General features: G+C 60.6%; 12 protein-coding genes. 11 read left to right on the top strand and 1 reads right to left on the bottom strand.

Going from position 1 to position 14,434, the window contains the following annotated elements; translation table 11 throughout:
* The first annotated feature begins 395 nt into the window (after positions 1–395).
* On the top strand, positions 396–686 hold the full coding sequence (locus BBI10_RS01575; protein ID WP_065986263.1) for a hypothetical protein: 291 nt from the start codon (positions 396–398) through the stop codon (positions 684–686).
* A gap of 121 nt (positions 687–807) precedes the next feature.
* On the opposite strand, the gene BBI10_RS01570 is transcribed toward BBI10_RS01575, so the two are convergent.
* Entirely contained in the window at positions 808–2,616 is a 1,809-nt protein-coding gene (locus BBI10_RS01570; RefSeq protein ID WP_065986262.1) for an aminopeptidase P family protein, read from the bottom strand.
* Between the two features lie 901 nt (positions 2,617–3,517).
* On the opposite strand from BBI10_RS01570, the gene BBI10_RS01565 reads away from it, so the two are divergent.
* From BBI10_RS01565 to BBI10_RS01520, 10 genes are all read left to right on the top strand, one after another.
* On the top strand, positions 3,518–4,303 hold the full coding sequence (locus BBI10_RS01565; RefSeq protein ID WP_192134832.1) for a hypothetical protein: 786 nt from the start codon (positions 3,518–3,520) through the stop codon (positions 4,301–4,303).
* Positions 4,304–4,405: 102 nt separating this feature from the next.
* A complete protein-coding gene (locus BBI10_RS01560; RefSeq protein ID WP_065986260.1) occupies positions 4,406–5,527 on the top strand; it encodes a DegT/DnrJ/EryC1/StrS family aminotransferase in 1,122 nt (373 codons plus the stop codon).
* A 42-nt stretch (positions 5,528–5,569) separates the two neighbouring features.
* A complete protein-coding gene (locus tag BBI10_RS01555) occupies positions 5,570–7,084 on the top strand; it encodes a lipopolysaccharide biosynthesis protein (RefSeq protein WP_065986259.1) in 1,515 nt (504 codons plus the stop codon).
* Between the two features lie 17 nt (positions 7,085–7,101).
* Positions 7,102–8,031, top strand: a complete 930-nt coding sequence (locus tag BBI10_RS01550; protein ID WP_065986258.1) for a glycosyltransferase family 2 protein — start codon at positions 7,102–7,104, stop codon at positions 8,029–8,031.
* A complete protein-coding gene (locus BBI10_RS01545; protein ID WP_065986257.1) occupies positions 8,021–8,473 on the top strand; it encodes a low molecular weight protein-tyrosine-phosphatase in 453 nt (150 codons plus the stop codon). The genes BBI10_RS01550 and BBI10_RS01545 overlap by 11 nt, the downstream gene beginning before the upstream one ends.
* Positions 8,474–10,690 carry a polysaccharide biosynthesis tyrosine autokinase gene (locus BBI10_RS01540; RefSeq protein WP_065986256.1) on the top strand — a complete coding sequence of 739 codons (2,217 nt, stop codon included), beginning with the start codon at positions 8,474–8,476 and terminating at the stop codon, positions 10,688–10,690.
* A 27-nt stretch (positions 10,691–10,717) separates the two neighbouring features.
* Positions 10,718–11,518 carry a WbqC family protein gene (locus tag BBI10_RS01535; protein WP_083232978.1) on the top strand — a complete coding sequence of 267 codons (801 nt, stop codon included), beginning with the start codon at positions 10,718–10,720 and terminating at the stop codon, positions 11,516–11,518.
* 5 nt (positions 11,519–11,523) lie between these two features.
* Positions 11,524–12,057 carry a transcription/translation regulatory transformer protein RfaH gene (rfaH, locus tag BBI10_RS01530; RefSeq protein ID WP_065986255.1) on the top strand — a complete coding sequence of 178 codons (534 nt, stop codon included), beginning with the start codon at positions 11,524–11,526 and terminating at the stop codon, positions 12,055–12,057.
* A 107-nt stretch (positions 12,058–12,164) separates the two neighbouring features.
* On the top strand, positions 12,165–13,166 hold the full coding sequence (locus tag BBI10_RS01525; RefSeq protein ID WP_065986254.1) for a glycosyltransferase: 1,002 nt from the start codon (positions 12,165–12,167) through the stop codon (positions 13,164–13,166).
* A complete protein-coding gene (locus BBI10_RS01520) occupies positions 13,163–14,416 on the top strand; it encodes a glycosyltransferase family 4 protein (protein ID WP_065986253.1) in 1,254 nt (417 codons plus the stop codon). Before BBI10_RS01525 ends, BBI10_RS01520 begins: the two co-directional genes overlap by 4 nt.
* Positions 14,417–14,434 lie beyond the last annotated feature (18 nt).

The following is a 14,434-nucleotide window of genomic DNA, read 5'->3' as shown; positions in this document are numbered from 1 at the left end:
GTCCAACTCTTTGATTATCAAGGAGTTTTCCGTTTCGTCTGCGCCGGAAGTGGGGCGAATTATAGACAGATCCAGAGGGGCGTCAAGCACTTATTTGAACTTATATCGCAATCACTGATATTTGGCGCCTTTGCTGCTTAACAGACCGTTAGCCGTGGGGTCTTATAAGGAGCGCGAGCCTCGTGACCCGCTGCGCATGCGGCTCCGAATCGCGAGCTACAGCACTGCCATCGACGCGATACACGATGTCACTGGCATTTGTCTCACTATTGAGCGATGTTTAGCCCGTGCGCCTCAACATGGTGCCCCTGCCCCACATGGACGTGAAGGTCGGCGGCGGCATGCGAATTCTGGATAGTCACTGACCGCAATGTGCCGGTCAGGTAAGGATATGAATGAAGTACTTTTTGATGGCACTGGCAGCATTGGCTGTCGCTGGTTGCGCAGCGACGTCTAAACCGGTCATGGGCAAACGCGGGATTCATATCAACTGCTCGGGGCTTTCGTCCTCATGGGAGCAGTGCTATGACATGGCGACCAACTCCTGCGTGTCCAAGCAGTACCGGGTGATCGCCAAATCCGGTGACGGCGCCGAAGACACTGGAGGCTACCCGCTCGGTCTCAATCCTGCGGGGTACACCAGTCGCAGCATGATCATCGTGTGCAAAAAACCGACGAATCCCTAGTCGGCCACCGGCATACCAGCATCTGACGACCCGCGGCGTTTGAAAGGCGTCTATATAGATAGAGAACGCCAGGCGCAGGCCCGTAAGTGATGCCACCGCCTACGCAACGGTGGCAGCGGCATCAGACCGCTTGAGTACGACCGTTCAGCCAGGCCAACGCGGCGCCCTCCACTAATGGAGTGAGGCGCTGTCTGACTTGAGCGTGGTATTCATTAAGCCATTCATGCTCCTCATGCGTGAGCAAACCGATTTCAAGGCAGCGCGTGTCTATCGGGCACAGCGTGAGGGTCTCGAACTTGAGAAACTCGCCGAACTCGGTCTTGCCCGCCTCTTGGTTAATCACCAGGTTTTCAATACGGACGCCCCACTGTCCCGGCCGATACGTACCTGGCTCGATCGACGTAATCATCCCCGGCTGCATTGCGGTCTGCGGCGTGGCAGCAGCCTGATAGGCAATGACCTGCGGGCCTTCGTGCACGTTAAGGAAATAGCCGACGCCGTGACCGGTGCCGTGGCCATAGTTGACGCCGTCGGCCCAGATCGGCGCGCGAGCAATTGAGTCAAGCAATGGCGAAAGAATGCCCCGGGGGAAGTGCGCGCGGGACAGCGCGATGACGCCCTTCAGGACACGCGTGCAGTCACGCTTCTGCTCAGCCGTCGGCGTGCCCACGGGCACCATGCGGGTGATGTCGGTCGTGCCGCCCAGGTATTGGCCGCCGGAATCGATCAGCAGCAAGCCGTCACCTTCGATTTGCGCGTGCTCTTCTTCGGTGGCGCGGTAATGAGGCATGGCCCCGTTGCCGTTAAAGCCGGCGATGGTGGCGAAGCTCTGGGACACATAGCCCGGCCGACGGGCCCGCGCCGCGCTGAGTTTCTCGTCAATAGTCAGTTCGCTGACGGGCTCTTTGCCCAGCGCTGAATCCAGCCAGGCGAAGAATTCGCACAGCGCTGCGCCATCCTGCTCCATCGCCTGGCGGATATGCCGGGTGTCGGCGGCGCTTTTCTGCGATTTGAACAGCGTGGTCGGGTTGAGGCCTTCGACCAGCGTCACTTCGCTGTCGAGATAATCAAGCAGGCCACAGGTGACGCGTGCCGGATCGACCAGCAGCTTCGCATCTTTAGGCACGTTGCGCAGCGCGCTGCCGATGCGCGTGTATTCATGCAGGGTGATGCCCTCCTGTTCGAGGGTACTGCGTAGCGCGGCGTCGACTTTCTCTGACGCGACAAACAGGTTGACACTGTTCGGGCCGATCAGGGCGAAAGAAATGAACACCGGGTTGTAGGAGACATCGGCCCCGCGCAGGTTAAACAGCCAGGCGATGTCGTCCAGCGTGGCGATGAAATGCCAGTCCGTGCCACGCTCGGCCATCACTGCGCGCAGTCGAGTGAGTTTGTCGGCACGGGTTTCGCCAGCGTGGGGCGTTGAGTGCTCATAAACAGCCTGAGCCGGCAACGCAGGCCGGTCATCCCACAGTTCAGTCAAGGGGTCGAGGTCCGTGCGCAGCCGTGCGCCTTTCTCGTACAGATTCGCAGCCAGCGTACGCGACGACGCCACGGCCAATACCGCGCCATCCACTGCGACGACGGAATCCGTCCTGGCTTGCTCGGCGAGCCAGTCAAGTGGGCCGGTCTGACCCGGCTGCAGTTTGACCAGCTCGATGCCGCTGCCTGCCAGCTCCTTGCTCGCCTGCTCCCAATAACGACTGTCAGCCCAGACACCGGCGAAGTCCTGGGTGATGATCAAAGTGCCGACGGAGCCGTGGAAGCCGGACAGCCACTGCCGCCCTTGCCAGTAACCCGGCAGATATTCAGAGAGATGAGGGTCGGCCGACGGCACCAGCCAGGCGTCGATGCCTTCACGGCTCATCAGGGCGCGCGCTTGCGCAAGGCGTTGCATCGCCACTCCAGTGGTTTTCGACTGCGTATTCATTGAATCTCCTGGTGACCCGAATTGTTTGCATCGCAGACCCGGATAATGGAGCAGCGATCAAGGCTGAGCAACCGCAGCGCCGCATCCACCCAACGAGCGCTCGGACAACGGCATCGAGCACCTGCGTAATCTTCGGGCCTGTCACCCACTCAGCCACATTGATTTATATATAACCCAACACTGTTCTTTGTATAAAACTGCAACACCGCCGTGATCAGTTGATGGGGCAATTGAAACTCAGGTGGTTAGTTAACTCGACGCATAATGACCACTGAATGCGCCATTCAAAAATCGAGCGCCATAAAACCGTTGCCCCCGGTCCGCGCCCAAGTTCTGACGTTGGAAATACGTCTTCCCTGTCATTTCTGGTTGTCAAAGCGGCGGTCTTGGCGAGCGCCTAAAAAGCGTCGCGCACCAGGACAGGGCAGTGATGTTTTATTGACTGTCAGTAAAATCAATAACTTAGAGAGCCTGATCGCCCGCTGATCAAAAAATTAACAGAATGATGGCGAAATAATTTGACAGAAAGTCCGCCTCCGTCGATATATACGCATGTCCAATGTTTTCCCGTTTTTGCAGCGCGACCTTAGAGCCGTGCGCCGAGAGCATTCCGACTTAATTACTCTGCGACTGCCCATGAAATTAACGATTCCAACGGTGTGAAATCAGCGCCGGTGGGCAGTTTTTGGTTTAAAGAAAGCTTTTCCGAATTACTGAATATGCTCGGTGGGGCGGTAGCTTTGCCCAACGGTTTAGTCAGCCAGTGATGTATGAAGCAACCGTTTGAATGCACATATTAATGAATACAACGGCAGGATCTGCAGATTCGGGCGGTAGCGTGCCTGAAGCGTAATGCTCTCCCCTCCCCTGCACTCCTCACTCCCTACGAGGGCCTGATGCAATGCCTCTATCTTTCGACATGGATGAGCAGCTGGTTCAGCGACTGGCTGACGAAATCGATACCAACGGCTTTGCAAAACTGAACGCGGCCGTGCCTGACACGGACCTGCAGCAGTTGCGGGCCTGGACTGACGAACAGGCGCAGAAACACCAGGGCGAATACTTTGCCTACCACGGTGAGGCGGCCCTGAGCGAAAGCCTGCTGGCGAGCTACTGGTCCGACCCGCGCTTCAAGACACTGCTGGGTCGCCTCTATCACCATGCGGCCCGCCGCGACGCCGCCAGTGACCGCATCTTTCCGGTGCTGCGCTGCGTGCAGGGCAACCAGGGCAAGCGCGAGTCCAACAGCTTTCATTACGACGCCAGCCTGGTGACTGCACTGATCCCGGTGTTCATTCCCAGTGAAGGAGAAGGACGCGGCGATCTGATGCTGTTTCCGAACATCCGCCGGGTGCGCTCATGGGTGGTGTTCAACGTGATCGAGAAAGCCCTGCTGCAGAACAAGATCTCCCGCAGCTGGATCATCAAAGGCATGCAGCGCAACTGGCTCAAGCCGTACGTCCTGCGCCTGGAGCCGGGCAGCGTTTATTTCTTCTGGGGTTATCGGAGCCTGCACGCCAACCAGGCCTGCCGGCCAGACGTGAAGCGCGCCACCGCGCTCTTCCACTTCGGCGATCCCCATGCAGGCAGCCTGGCCACCCGATTGATCCTGAAAATCAATCAGGGCCGCGCCCGGCGGATGAGCACCAAGGCAGGTAACCCGCCGCCGGCCTCCACCCCCAGCTGATTTCGCTCGAACCTGGCGTTGATGGCCCGGCGCCACACCGGCGCCACCGCATCACGGTCCGGAAAGCCTTTTAAAAGCTGTGCATCTGAAATGGAGAATTCGATGATCAACGTCACCAAGACCTACCTGGGCGATATCGACAAGTTCAAAGGATACGTCGAGGGCATTTATGCACGCGGCTGGCTGACCAACCACGGGCCGCTGGTGTGCGAGCTCGAACAACGCCTGAAAGATTATCTGGGCGTCAAACACGTCATCCTCACCAACAACGGCACCCTGGCCCTGCAAGTCGCCTACCGCGCGCTGGGCCTGAGCGGCAGCGCCGTGACCACGCCGTTCAGCTTCGTGGCCACCAGCAGTTCGTTGCAGTGGGAAGGCATTCGCCCGATCTTCGCCGACATCGACGCCCAGACCTGGAACATTTCGCCCGAGCACATCGAAAGCCGCATCGTCTCCGACACCACCGCCATTGTCGGCACCCATGTGTTCGGCAACCCGTGCGCGGTTGAGCGCATCGAAGAGATCGCCCGTCGGCGCAATCTGAAAGTCGTGTACGACGGCGCCCATGCCTTCGCCGTACGCCACGCCGGCCAGTCGGTGCTCAATTGGGGTGACATCAGCACGCTGAGCTTTCACGCCACCAAGTTGTTTCACACCATCGAAGGCGGCGCGATCATCACCAACGATGACGAAACCGCGCGCCGTGCTCACCTGCTGTGCAACTTCGGCATCGCCGACGTCGACAAGATCGACGGGATCGGCATCAACGCCAAGCTCAACGAATTCTCCGCCGCGATGGGCCTGTGCATTCTCGACGACATCGAGAACATTCTTCAGGAACGCGCTGAAATCGCTGACCGCTACACCACCCGCCTGGGGGATTACGTCGACCTGCAGCGGCCGGAAAGCAACAGCGAACTCAACCACAGCTATTACCCGATCGCCCTGCGCGACGAACAACAACTGCTGCGTTTGCGTTCGGCGCTGAACACCAACGGGATCAACCCGCGCCGTTACTTCTACCCGTCCCTGGACACCCTCGAGTACCTGCAGCCGCAAGCGGCACAAACCGCTTCGCGTTCCTTGAGCGAGCGCGTGCTTTGCCTGCCGATTTACCCGGGCCTGCTGCACGACGATCAGGATCGCGTGATCAACACGGTGATCGCCGAAACCAGCGCCGCCCACTCGCCGTACCGTGTGCCGTCCCTCGCGAAGGTCATGTAACCCCGCCGCGCCATTCATCCCGTTACGCCGGAAGGACTTTCGATGTCAACCAAGCGCTCAGTCATACGCAACACTGCGTTGAGCTATGCAGGCCAGGCCTACACGCTGCTCGTGGGTATCCTGATCATGCCGTTCTACCTCGGCCACATGGGCGCCGAGGCATACGGGCTGATCGGATTCTTCTCGGTGCTGCAGGCCTGGCTGCAATTGCTGGACGCAGGGATGTCGCCGAGTCTGGTCAGGGCGGTGGCCCATCGTCAGGGCAGCGATGGACTGGATCGCTACACCGGGCGCCTGCTGCGTTCGTTCGAGATCATCTTCCTGCCACTGGCGGGCCTCTGCTGCGTGGCGATGTATGCCGGCAGCGGATGGATCGCGGTGCACTGGCTCAATGCCCAGGAACTGACGACTGAGACGCTGATGCAGTGCATCGGGCTGATGGGAATCGTCATCGCCCTGCGCTTGTTTTCAACGCTGTACAAAAGCGGGATTCAAGGCCTTGAACAGCATGCATGGCTGAACATCGCCAACGTGATGATCGCCACGCTGCGCTACTTCGGCGGCCTGCTGCTGGTGAGCACGATTTCCAACGACCCGGTGCACTTCTTCGAATTCCAGGCGCTGGTGGGCTTGATCGAAGCGTTGATCTTCGCGGGCCGTGCCTATCAGCAGATGCCGACGCCGTCGGCGCTGACCGGTTTCGACTGGGAGCTGGTCAAGCCGATCATCCCGTTCGCGGCCAGCATGTCCGGCACTGCGGTGCTGTGGATCGTGCTCACCCAGATCGACAAAGTGTTGCTCTCCGAGCTGCTGCCGCTCAATGAATACGGTTACTTCTCGCTGGTGGCGTTGATCACCACCGGGATCATGATGCTCTCCAACCCGCTGGCGCAGACGCTGCTGCCGCGCCTCACCGTGTTGATGGCTGAAGGGCGCCGGGACGACATGCACCAGCTGTATCTCGCGGCCAACCGGTTTGTGTGCACGTTCCTGTTTCCCCTCGCGGCACTGATCGCGCTGCACGCCGACGAGATGGTGTTTGCCTGGTCGGGCGACCGGCCTGCCGCCGACTGGAGCCGGACGATTCTGCCGTGGTACTCGCTGGGCAGCGCCATCATGGCGGTCAGCGCGTTCCAGTTTTACCTGCAATACGCCTATGGGCGCATGCACCTGCACGTCTGGTACAGCGTTGTTTCAGCGCTGATCACGGTGCCGGTGATGTTTCTGGCGATTCGCGGCTACGGCGCTTACGGCGCGGCGATCGCCTGGTTCGTGTTGCGCGTCGTGTCCTTCGCCATCTGGCCTGTGATCGTGCACCAGCGTCTGGCCCCGGGGATTCACAGCCAATGGCTGCGCGACATCATCCGCATCAGCGTGATGACCGGCGTGGGCCTTGCGATCACCGAGCCGCTGCTGCGCCTGATCGCCAATGAAAACCGCATCAGCATCTTCCTGGGTCTGGCCGTCTGCGGCCTGCTCACGCTGCTGATGGTGGCCGCCAGCTACAAGCCGCTGGTGATGAAGATTTCCGTTTTGTTCAGCAAACCCAGTGTTTAACTCCGAGTACTCAAGCCATGGATGCTACTAGCAATAAGACGAGCGCCTCGCCGTGCGCCGCGCCCCTGGTCAGCATCGTCTGCCCAGCCTACAACCAGGAGGCCTATGTCGCGCAGACGCTGGAAGGCTTTCTGATGCAGCAAACCACGTTCGCCTTCGAAATCCTGGTGAACGACGATGCCTCCACGGACGGCACCGCCCGCATCATTGCCGATTACGTCAAACGCTTCCCGACGCTGATACGCCCCTTCTACCACGAGACAAATCAGTACTCGCAGAACAACCCGCCGGTGCCGCGTCTGTTCGGCGAAGCGCGGGGCCGTTACATCGCCTATTGCGAAGGCGACGACTACTGGACGGACCCGCGCAAGCTGCAGATCCAGGTGGATTTTCTCGAGAACAATCCGGATTACGTGCTGACCTACCACGACGCGATCCCCTTCGACATCAGCGGCCAGTACCCGATCCAGCTGCAAGGCAAGCTGCGCGCGGACGCCACGGCGCTGGAGCTGCAGAAGGCGCGGCCGGTGTCGACGCTGACCACGGTGTTCCGCAACGTGTTCGAGTCGTTGCCCCCCGAGCTGCGCGCCGCGCCGCTCAATGATCTGGTCTGGTGGTCGCTGCTCGGCGCCTACGGCAAGGGCAAATTCATGGGCGAGGTCAAGCCGGCCATGTACCGATTGCACCCGGGCGGCGTGTTTTCCATGCGCTCCAACAAACGCAAGCTGCACATGGCGCTGCAGACCTCGGGCGCCCTGGCCAACTACTACAACCGGCTCGGTCATCAAGAGCTGTATGAGCATTTCCTGATGGAGCTGGTCGAGTACTCGCTGTCGGCGATTACCCCCAAACGCAAGATGCAGACACTCCTGGCCGTTGGGCAGAACTTCACCGCAAACATCAGCAAGAGACTGATGACGACCCTCAGCAAAGGTCATGTTCAGTAACGTCCTGGTGGTCTGCGTCGGCAATATCTGTCGCAGCCCCATGGCCGAAGCCATGTTCCGACAACGGGTGCCAAACGCGCGCGTCCAGATCTCGTCGGCCGGGACCCACGCCATGCTCAGTTCCACCATCGACCCGCTGGCTCAGGCCGTGCTGCACGTCAACGGTGTCCCCGCCCACAAACATCGAAGCCGTCAGATCGATCGGCAGATGCTCCACGAAGCTGAGCTGATCCTGGTCATGGAGCATCGTCAGACCCAGAGCGTCCTCAAGCTGGCCCCCGAGGTACGCGGCAAGACGTTTCTGATTGGCAAATGGCAACAAGCGCTGGAAATCGCCGACCCCTACCGGCGCCCGAAACTAGCCTTTGAACAGACCTACGAGCAGCTTTCGCGTTGTGTCGACGACTGGCTTCCTTATCTTCAGTCAGGAGATCCAAGATAAATGACCGCTATGAACCGTACTTCTCTGGACGAGGTCCAGGACTCCCGGATCGATTTGGCGACTATCTTGCGCACACTTTTCGATCACAAAGGATTGATTGCGTCGATTGTCGGCATCTGCGTCCTGCTCGGCGCCACCTACGCCATTCTGGCCACGCCGATCTTCCAGGCCAACGCGATGATTCAGATCGAGCCGCGCAAAGTCGGCATCGAAGGCCGCACCGAAATTTCCAGCAAGCCGCTGTCGGTGTCCCAGGCGACCACCGAAATCGAGCTGATCAAATCCCGCGCAGTGCTGGGCAAGGTCGTCGATGACCTCAAGCTGTACATCGTGCAGAAGCCTAAATACATCCCGGGGCTGGGCAGCTACATGGCGCGTCGGTTCAAGCCGGAGCGTGAAGGCGCAGTGGCCGATCCAATGTTCGGCTTGAATAGCTACGCCTGGGGTGGCGAGAAAATCGACGTGTTCCAGCTGGACGTGCCGGACGCGCTGCTGGGTGAAAAGATGACCATGGTGGCGGGCAAGCCTGGCACCTTTACCCTCTATGACGAAGACCGCAACAAGCTGCTCAGTGGCCCGGTCGGCCAGACTGTGGAAGGCAGCGGCATCAAAATCCAGGTGGCGGCGCTCAATGCCCGTCCGGGCACCGAGTTCACCGTGGCGCGTCAACGCACCCTGACCACCGCGCTGGATTATCAGGACCGTCTGAAAATCATGGAAGCGGGCAAGGACTCCGGGATCGTCTATCTGTCGATCCAAGACCCCGACCCGGCACTGGCCAAACGCATCCTCAACGAAGTCAGCCGCCTGTATGTGCGTCAGAACGTCGAGCGCAGTTCGGCCGAAGCCGCCCAGCGTCTGGAGTTCCTGCGTTCGCAACTGCCTGCCGTGCGCAAGCAGCTGGAGCAGTCGGAAATCGCGCTGAACAACTTCCAGATGGGCGCCAAGTCGGTTGACCTGAGCGTTGAAACCAAGTCCGTTCTGGATCAGGTGGTCAAGCTGGAAGGCACCCTGTCAGACCTGAAAATGAAGCGCGTCGACGTCGAGCGTCTGTACACGCCGGAGCATCCGACCTACCGCGCCCTGATGACGCAGATCGGCCAGGTTGAATCGCAGAAAGCCGCGCTGCTGAAGAAGATCGAAGCCCTGCCGGCCACGCAACAAGAGTTGCTGCGGCTGAACCGGGACATGCAGGTCACCTCGCAGACCTACACCCTGTTGCTGGACAAGAGCCAGGAGCAGGACATTCTGCGCGCGGGCAGCATTGGCAACGTCCGCATCATCGACAACGCCGACGCCAACGTCGAAGAGCCGGTCAAGCCGATGCGCAAAATCATCGTGCTGGTCGCCGCCCTGATCGGTCTGCTGCTGGCCGTTGCCACCGTGTTTGTGCGCCAGGCGTTCTATCGCGGTGTGGACAACCCGGAAGTCATCGAAAACCTCGGCATGCCGGTGTACGCATCGCTGCCGTATTCGCGACTGCAGGAACGCATGGAGAAGGCCGCCCAGAGCCGTTCGGCGAGCAAGGAGCCGCGCCTGCTGAGCGTCAGCGCGCCGACGGAACTGGCGATCGAAGCACTGCGCAGCCTGCGCACCAGCCTGCACTTCGCCATGCTTGAAGCCCGCAACAACGTGCTGATGATTTCCAGCCCGACGCCGGGCGTGGGCAAGTCGTTCGTCTCCAGCAACCTGGCGGTGATCATTGCGCAGACCGGCAAACGCGTGTTGCTGATCGACGCCGACATGCGCAAAGGCTACCTGCACAAGATGTTCAACCTGACGCCCAAGCATGGTTTGTCGGACACCCTCGCCGCGCGTCTGGGCAGCAAGGAAGTCATCAACCACACGGAAGTGCGCAACCTGGACTTCATCTCCTGCGGTTACGCGGCGCCGAACCCGTCCGAGCTGTTGATGCACGACAACTTCAACAAAATGATCAGCGAGCTGTCGCCGCTGTACGACCTGGTGATCATCGACACCCCGCCGATTCTGGCCGTGACCGATGCCACGCTGGTCGGCCGCCAGTCCGGCACCTGCCTGCTGGTGACCCGCTTCGGCCTGAGCACCGCCAAGGAAATCGAAGCGTGCAAGCGCCGCTTGATGCACAACGGCATTCTGATCAAGGGGGCGATCTTCAACGGTGTCCTGCGCAAGGCGTCGACCGCCGACTACGACTGCGCCGCCTACGGTTACGACTACACCACGGTCCGCAAGTAAATCGATACGCACGCCAAGGAGACACACATGGCCAGGACCCTTGCAGTGATGCAGCCGTATCTGTTTCCCTACCTGGGTTACTTTCAGCTCATTGCCGCCGCAGACGTCTTCGTCCTGGGAGACGATCTGCAGTATGTGCGGTCCGGCTGGGTCAATCGCAACCGCATCCTGCACAACGGCGAAGCGAAGCTGCTCAGCTTCCCGTTGCAGAAAGACCGCTTTGAGCTGCAGATCAATCAACGTCAACTCTGCAACCACTTCAGCGATGAAGCGCTGCGGCTGATTGATCTGCTCGCCGAGAGCTATCGCGAGGCGCCCTGTTTCGCGCAGGTCATGCCGCTGCTGGAGCGGTTGATCCGTTTTCCGCAGCAGAACATCGCGCTGTATGCCGAACACGCCATCCGTGAAATCTGTGCTTATCTACACATCGTGACGCCGATCCTGCGCAGCTCGGACCTTATACTGGGTAGCGCTGCGGACAAGCAGGAGCGCATCATCCGCATCGCTCACACGTTTGAAGCCACCACGTTCATCACCCCGGAAGGCGGATCGGTGCTCTACGACCGTGATCACTTCGCCCGCAACGGTTTGCTGGTGCGGTTCTTCCGGATGAACCCGGTGGTGTATCGGCAGTTTCGGCAACCTTTTGTCGCCAACCTGTCGATCATTGATGTGCTGATGTTCAACTGCGTCGAGCAGGTGCAGCAGATGTTGACCGAATACGGGCTGGACAAGCATCCATCCTGCGCCGGGCCGGGCATAATGCGCGGGCTGGCACAAAAACCTGACGTTGTCCTGACCGGGTCGCACCGGATCGCAGTGGAGTGAAATGTATGTCTGAAGTCGTCAACAGCGCCTGTGGCTCCGCGCGGTGGTACCTCATCCAGACCAAGCCCCGCCAGGAAGCACGCGCGGCAGAGCACCTGCAACGTCAGCAGTTCGAGTGCTACCGCCCGGTCAAGCACGGCGAGAAAAAACGCGGCTCACGGGCGCCGGCCGAAGAAGAGCTCTTCCCCGGCTACCTGTTCATTCACATGGATCAAGCCAGCGACAACTGGTACCCGATCCGCTCGACCCGCGGCGTGGCGCGCATCGTCACCTTCGGCGGCATGCCGGTTCCGGTGCAGGATGCGTTGATCGAGCAAATCCGCCAGCGTCTGTTGGCGCCGTTGGCGCCGCCGGGCAGGGTCGCCTTTCAAGAAGGTGAAACGGTGCGGATCACCGCCGAGGGCTTCAACGACGTCGAGGCGATCTTCCTCGCCGCCGACGGTGATGAACGCGCGGTGATTCTCCTTAACCTGCTGCAACGCGAGCAAAAGGTCAGCCTGCCGGTCAGCAGCCTGTCGCGGATGCAAGTCCAGGCTTGAACCGAGCCTTACTGCCCTTCAACTTCTTGCACCTCTGATCCACACATCCTGATTCCCACGGGGCTGATGCTTTCAGCCTCTTGACCCCCCTTCGCCCGGAACTCGCCATGACCCAGAAAACCACACTGGTGACGCTCACCTATGGTGATCGTTTCAACTACCTGCACACGCTGGTCAGCCGCTCCCTGGAAAGTCCGCTGATCGATCGCGTGATCATCGTCAGCAACGCGTCCACCGCGCCGCTGGACACCCTGCGGCGCACCTGGCCGAATCAGGTCAGCGTGATCTACATGCACGAGAACACCGGTTCGGCGCGGGGCTATTCGGTGGGAATCCAGGCCGCGCTGGACGCCGGTGCCGAGCACATCTGGCTGATGGACGATGACAACGCGCCGACCATCAACGCCATCGCCACGCTGCATCAGGTGCTCGAAGAACGTAAACGCGTCGACGGCGAAGACAAGGCCGCCGTGCTGGGCTTTCGTCCAACCCATCAGGCGGACATCGCCGCCGGCGTGCCGAACCGCTTCGCCATTCAGCGTCGCTCGAGCTTCTTCGGTTTTCACATCGCGCAGCTGCCGTACAAGATCTGGCGCCGACTGCCGTGGGGCGCGCCGCAAAGCCCGCACCGCAAACTGCCCATGGTGCAGTTGCCGTTCGCCACGTACGGCGGCCTGCTTGCCCACCGCAATCTGTATCGCCGCATCGGCCTGCCGCTGGACGCGTTGATGCTGTACGCCGACGACAGCGAATACACCTTTCGCATCACCGCCGGTGGCGGCCGGATCTTTCTGGTGCCGGACGCCTTGCTCGACGACCTGGAAAGCTCGTGGAACATCAAGGCGCGCACCAACAACATTTACGAGAGCTTCCTGCTGGGGGGCTCGGACTTGCGCGCCTACTACGGCGCACGCAACCAGGCCTGGTTCGACAAAAACATCTGGGCCAATTCGTCGCTGCTGTACGGCCTCAACCGCTGGGTGTTCTTCCGCCTGCTGCGGCTGATCGCCAAGCGGCGCGGTGCCGAGGAGCGCCTCGGCCTGATCGAACAAGCCATCCGCGACGGTGAGTCCGGGGTACTGGGTCTGAATCAGTCGTATCCATTATGAAAATACTGTTCATCAGCAGCCTGTATGCCCCTCACATTGGAGGCGGCGCGGAAATCATTCTTCAGCGTACCGTCGAAGGCCTGCAGCAGCGCGGCTGTGAAGTCAGCGTGCTGGTGACCGGCCCCGACGCGGGCTTGAGCGTTGAAGCGGTGAACGGCGTCAAGGTCTACCGGGCCGGCCTGCGTAATTTCTACTGGCATTTCGGCGCACAACGGCCTGGCCGTCTGGCGCGCCTGGGCTGGCATTTGCGGGATCGCTACAACGGCGCAATGCGCCGCTACGTGAAACACGTCATCGGCAACGAGCAGCCGCAACTGGTGGTCTGCCACAACCTGGCCGGCTGGTCGGTGTCGGTCTGGGACGAGATCACTGCAGCAAAACTGCCGATCGTGCAGGTGCTGCATGACATGTACCTGATGTGCCCGAGCAGCAACATGTTCAAACGCGGCCAGTGCTGCCAGGAGCAATGTGGCAGCTGCCAGACTTTCCGCAAGGGCCACGACGCGCGCTCGGCCCAGGTCGCGGCGGTGGTCGGTGTCAGCCGCTTCATTCTGGAAAAGCTGCAGCAGCGCGGTTATTTCAGCGCCGCCAGCCCGTACGTGGTGCACAACGCCAGCCCGTTCACGCCGCCCACCACCCCGCCCCATCAGCGGCGGCAAGCGGACCAGGCGACGAAAAAAGCGCCGTTGCGCTTCGGCTACATGGGCACGCTGTCCCATCAGAAAGGCGTGGCCTGGCTGATTGAGCAGTTTCAGCGATTGCCCTTCGACGCCACGCTGCAGATCGCCGGGCGTGGCCAGACGGATGACGAAGCCACCTTCAAGGCGCTGGCGAATTCGTCGAAGATCAGCTTCGTCGGTTACCAGACGCCTGAAGCGTTCTACCGCCAGATCGACGTCGCCGTGGTGCCGTCACTGTGGAACGAGCCGTTCGGCATGGTCGCCGTCGAGGCCTGCGCCCACTCGGTGCCGGTGATTGCCAGCCGCATGGGCGGTTTGCCGGAGATCATTCAGGACCCGCTCAACGGCTTGCTGTGCGACCCGCAGGACCCCGACTCACTGGGCCAGGCGATGTTGCGTTTGCACCAGAACCCGGAATTGCTGGCGCGCCTGAGCGGTCAAGCGCGGGTCAGCGTGGCGTCATTACTGAACCTTGAGTTGATGCTCGACAGTTACCAAAGCATTTTTGCCCAGACGCTGCTGGACGACATTGCCCAGCCAAACCGGGACACGCTGCCCCACCCGGTCTGAACACAGCGGCATGCCTGC

The sequence above is a fragment of the Pseudomonas graminis genome (genome assembly GCF_001705435.1).
Taxonomy (GTDB): domain Bacteria; phylum Pseudomonadota; class Gammaproteobacteria; order Pseudomonadales; family Pseudomonadaceae; genus Aquipseudomonas; species Aquipseudomonas graminis_B.
This window is presented reverse-complemented; position numbering and strand designations above follow the sequence as displayed.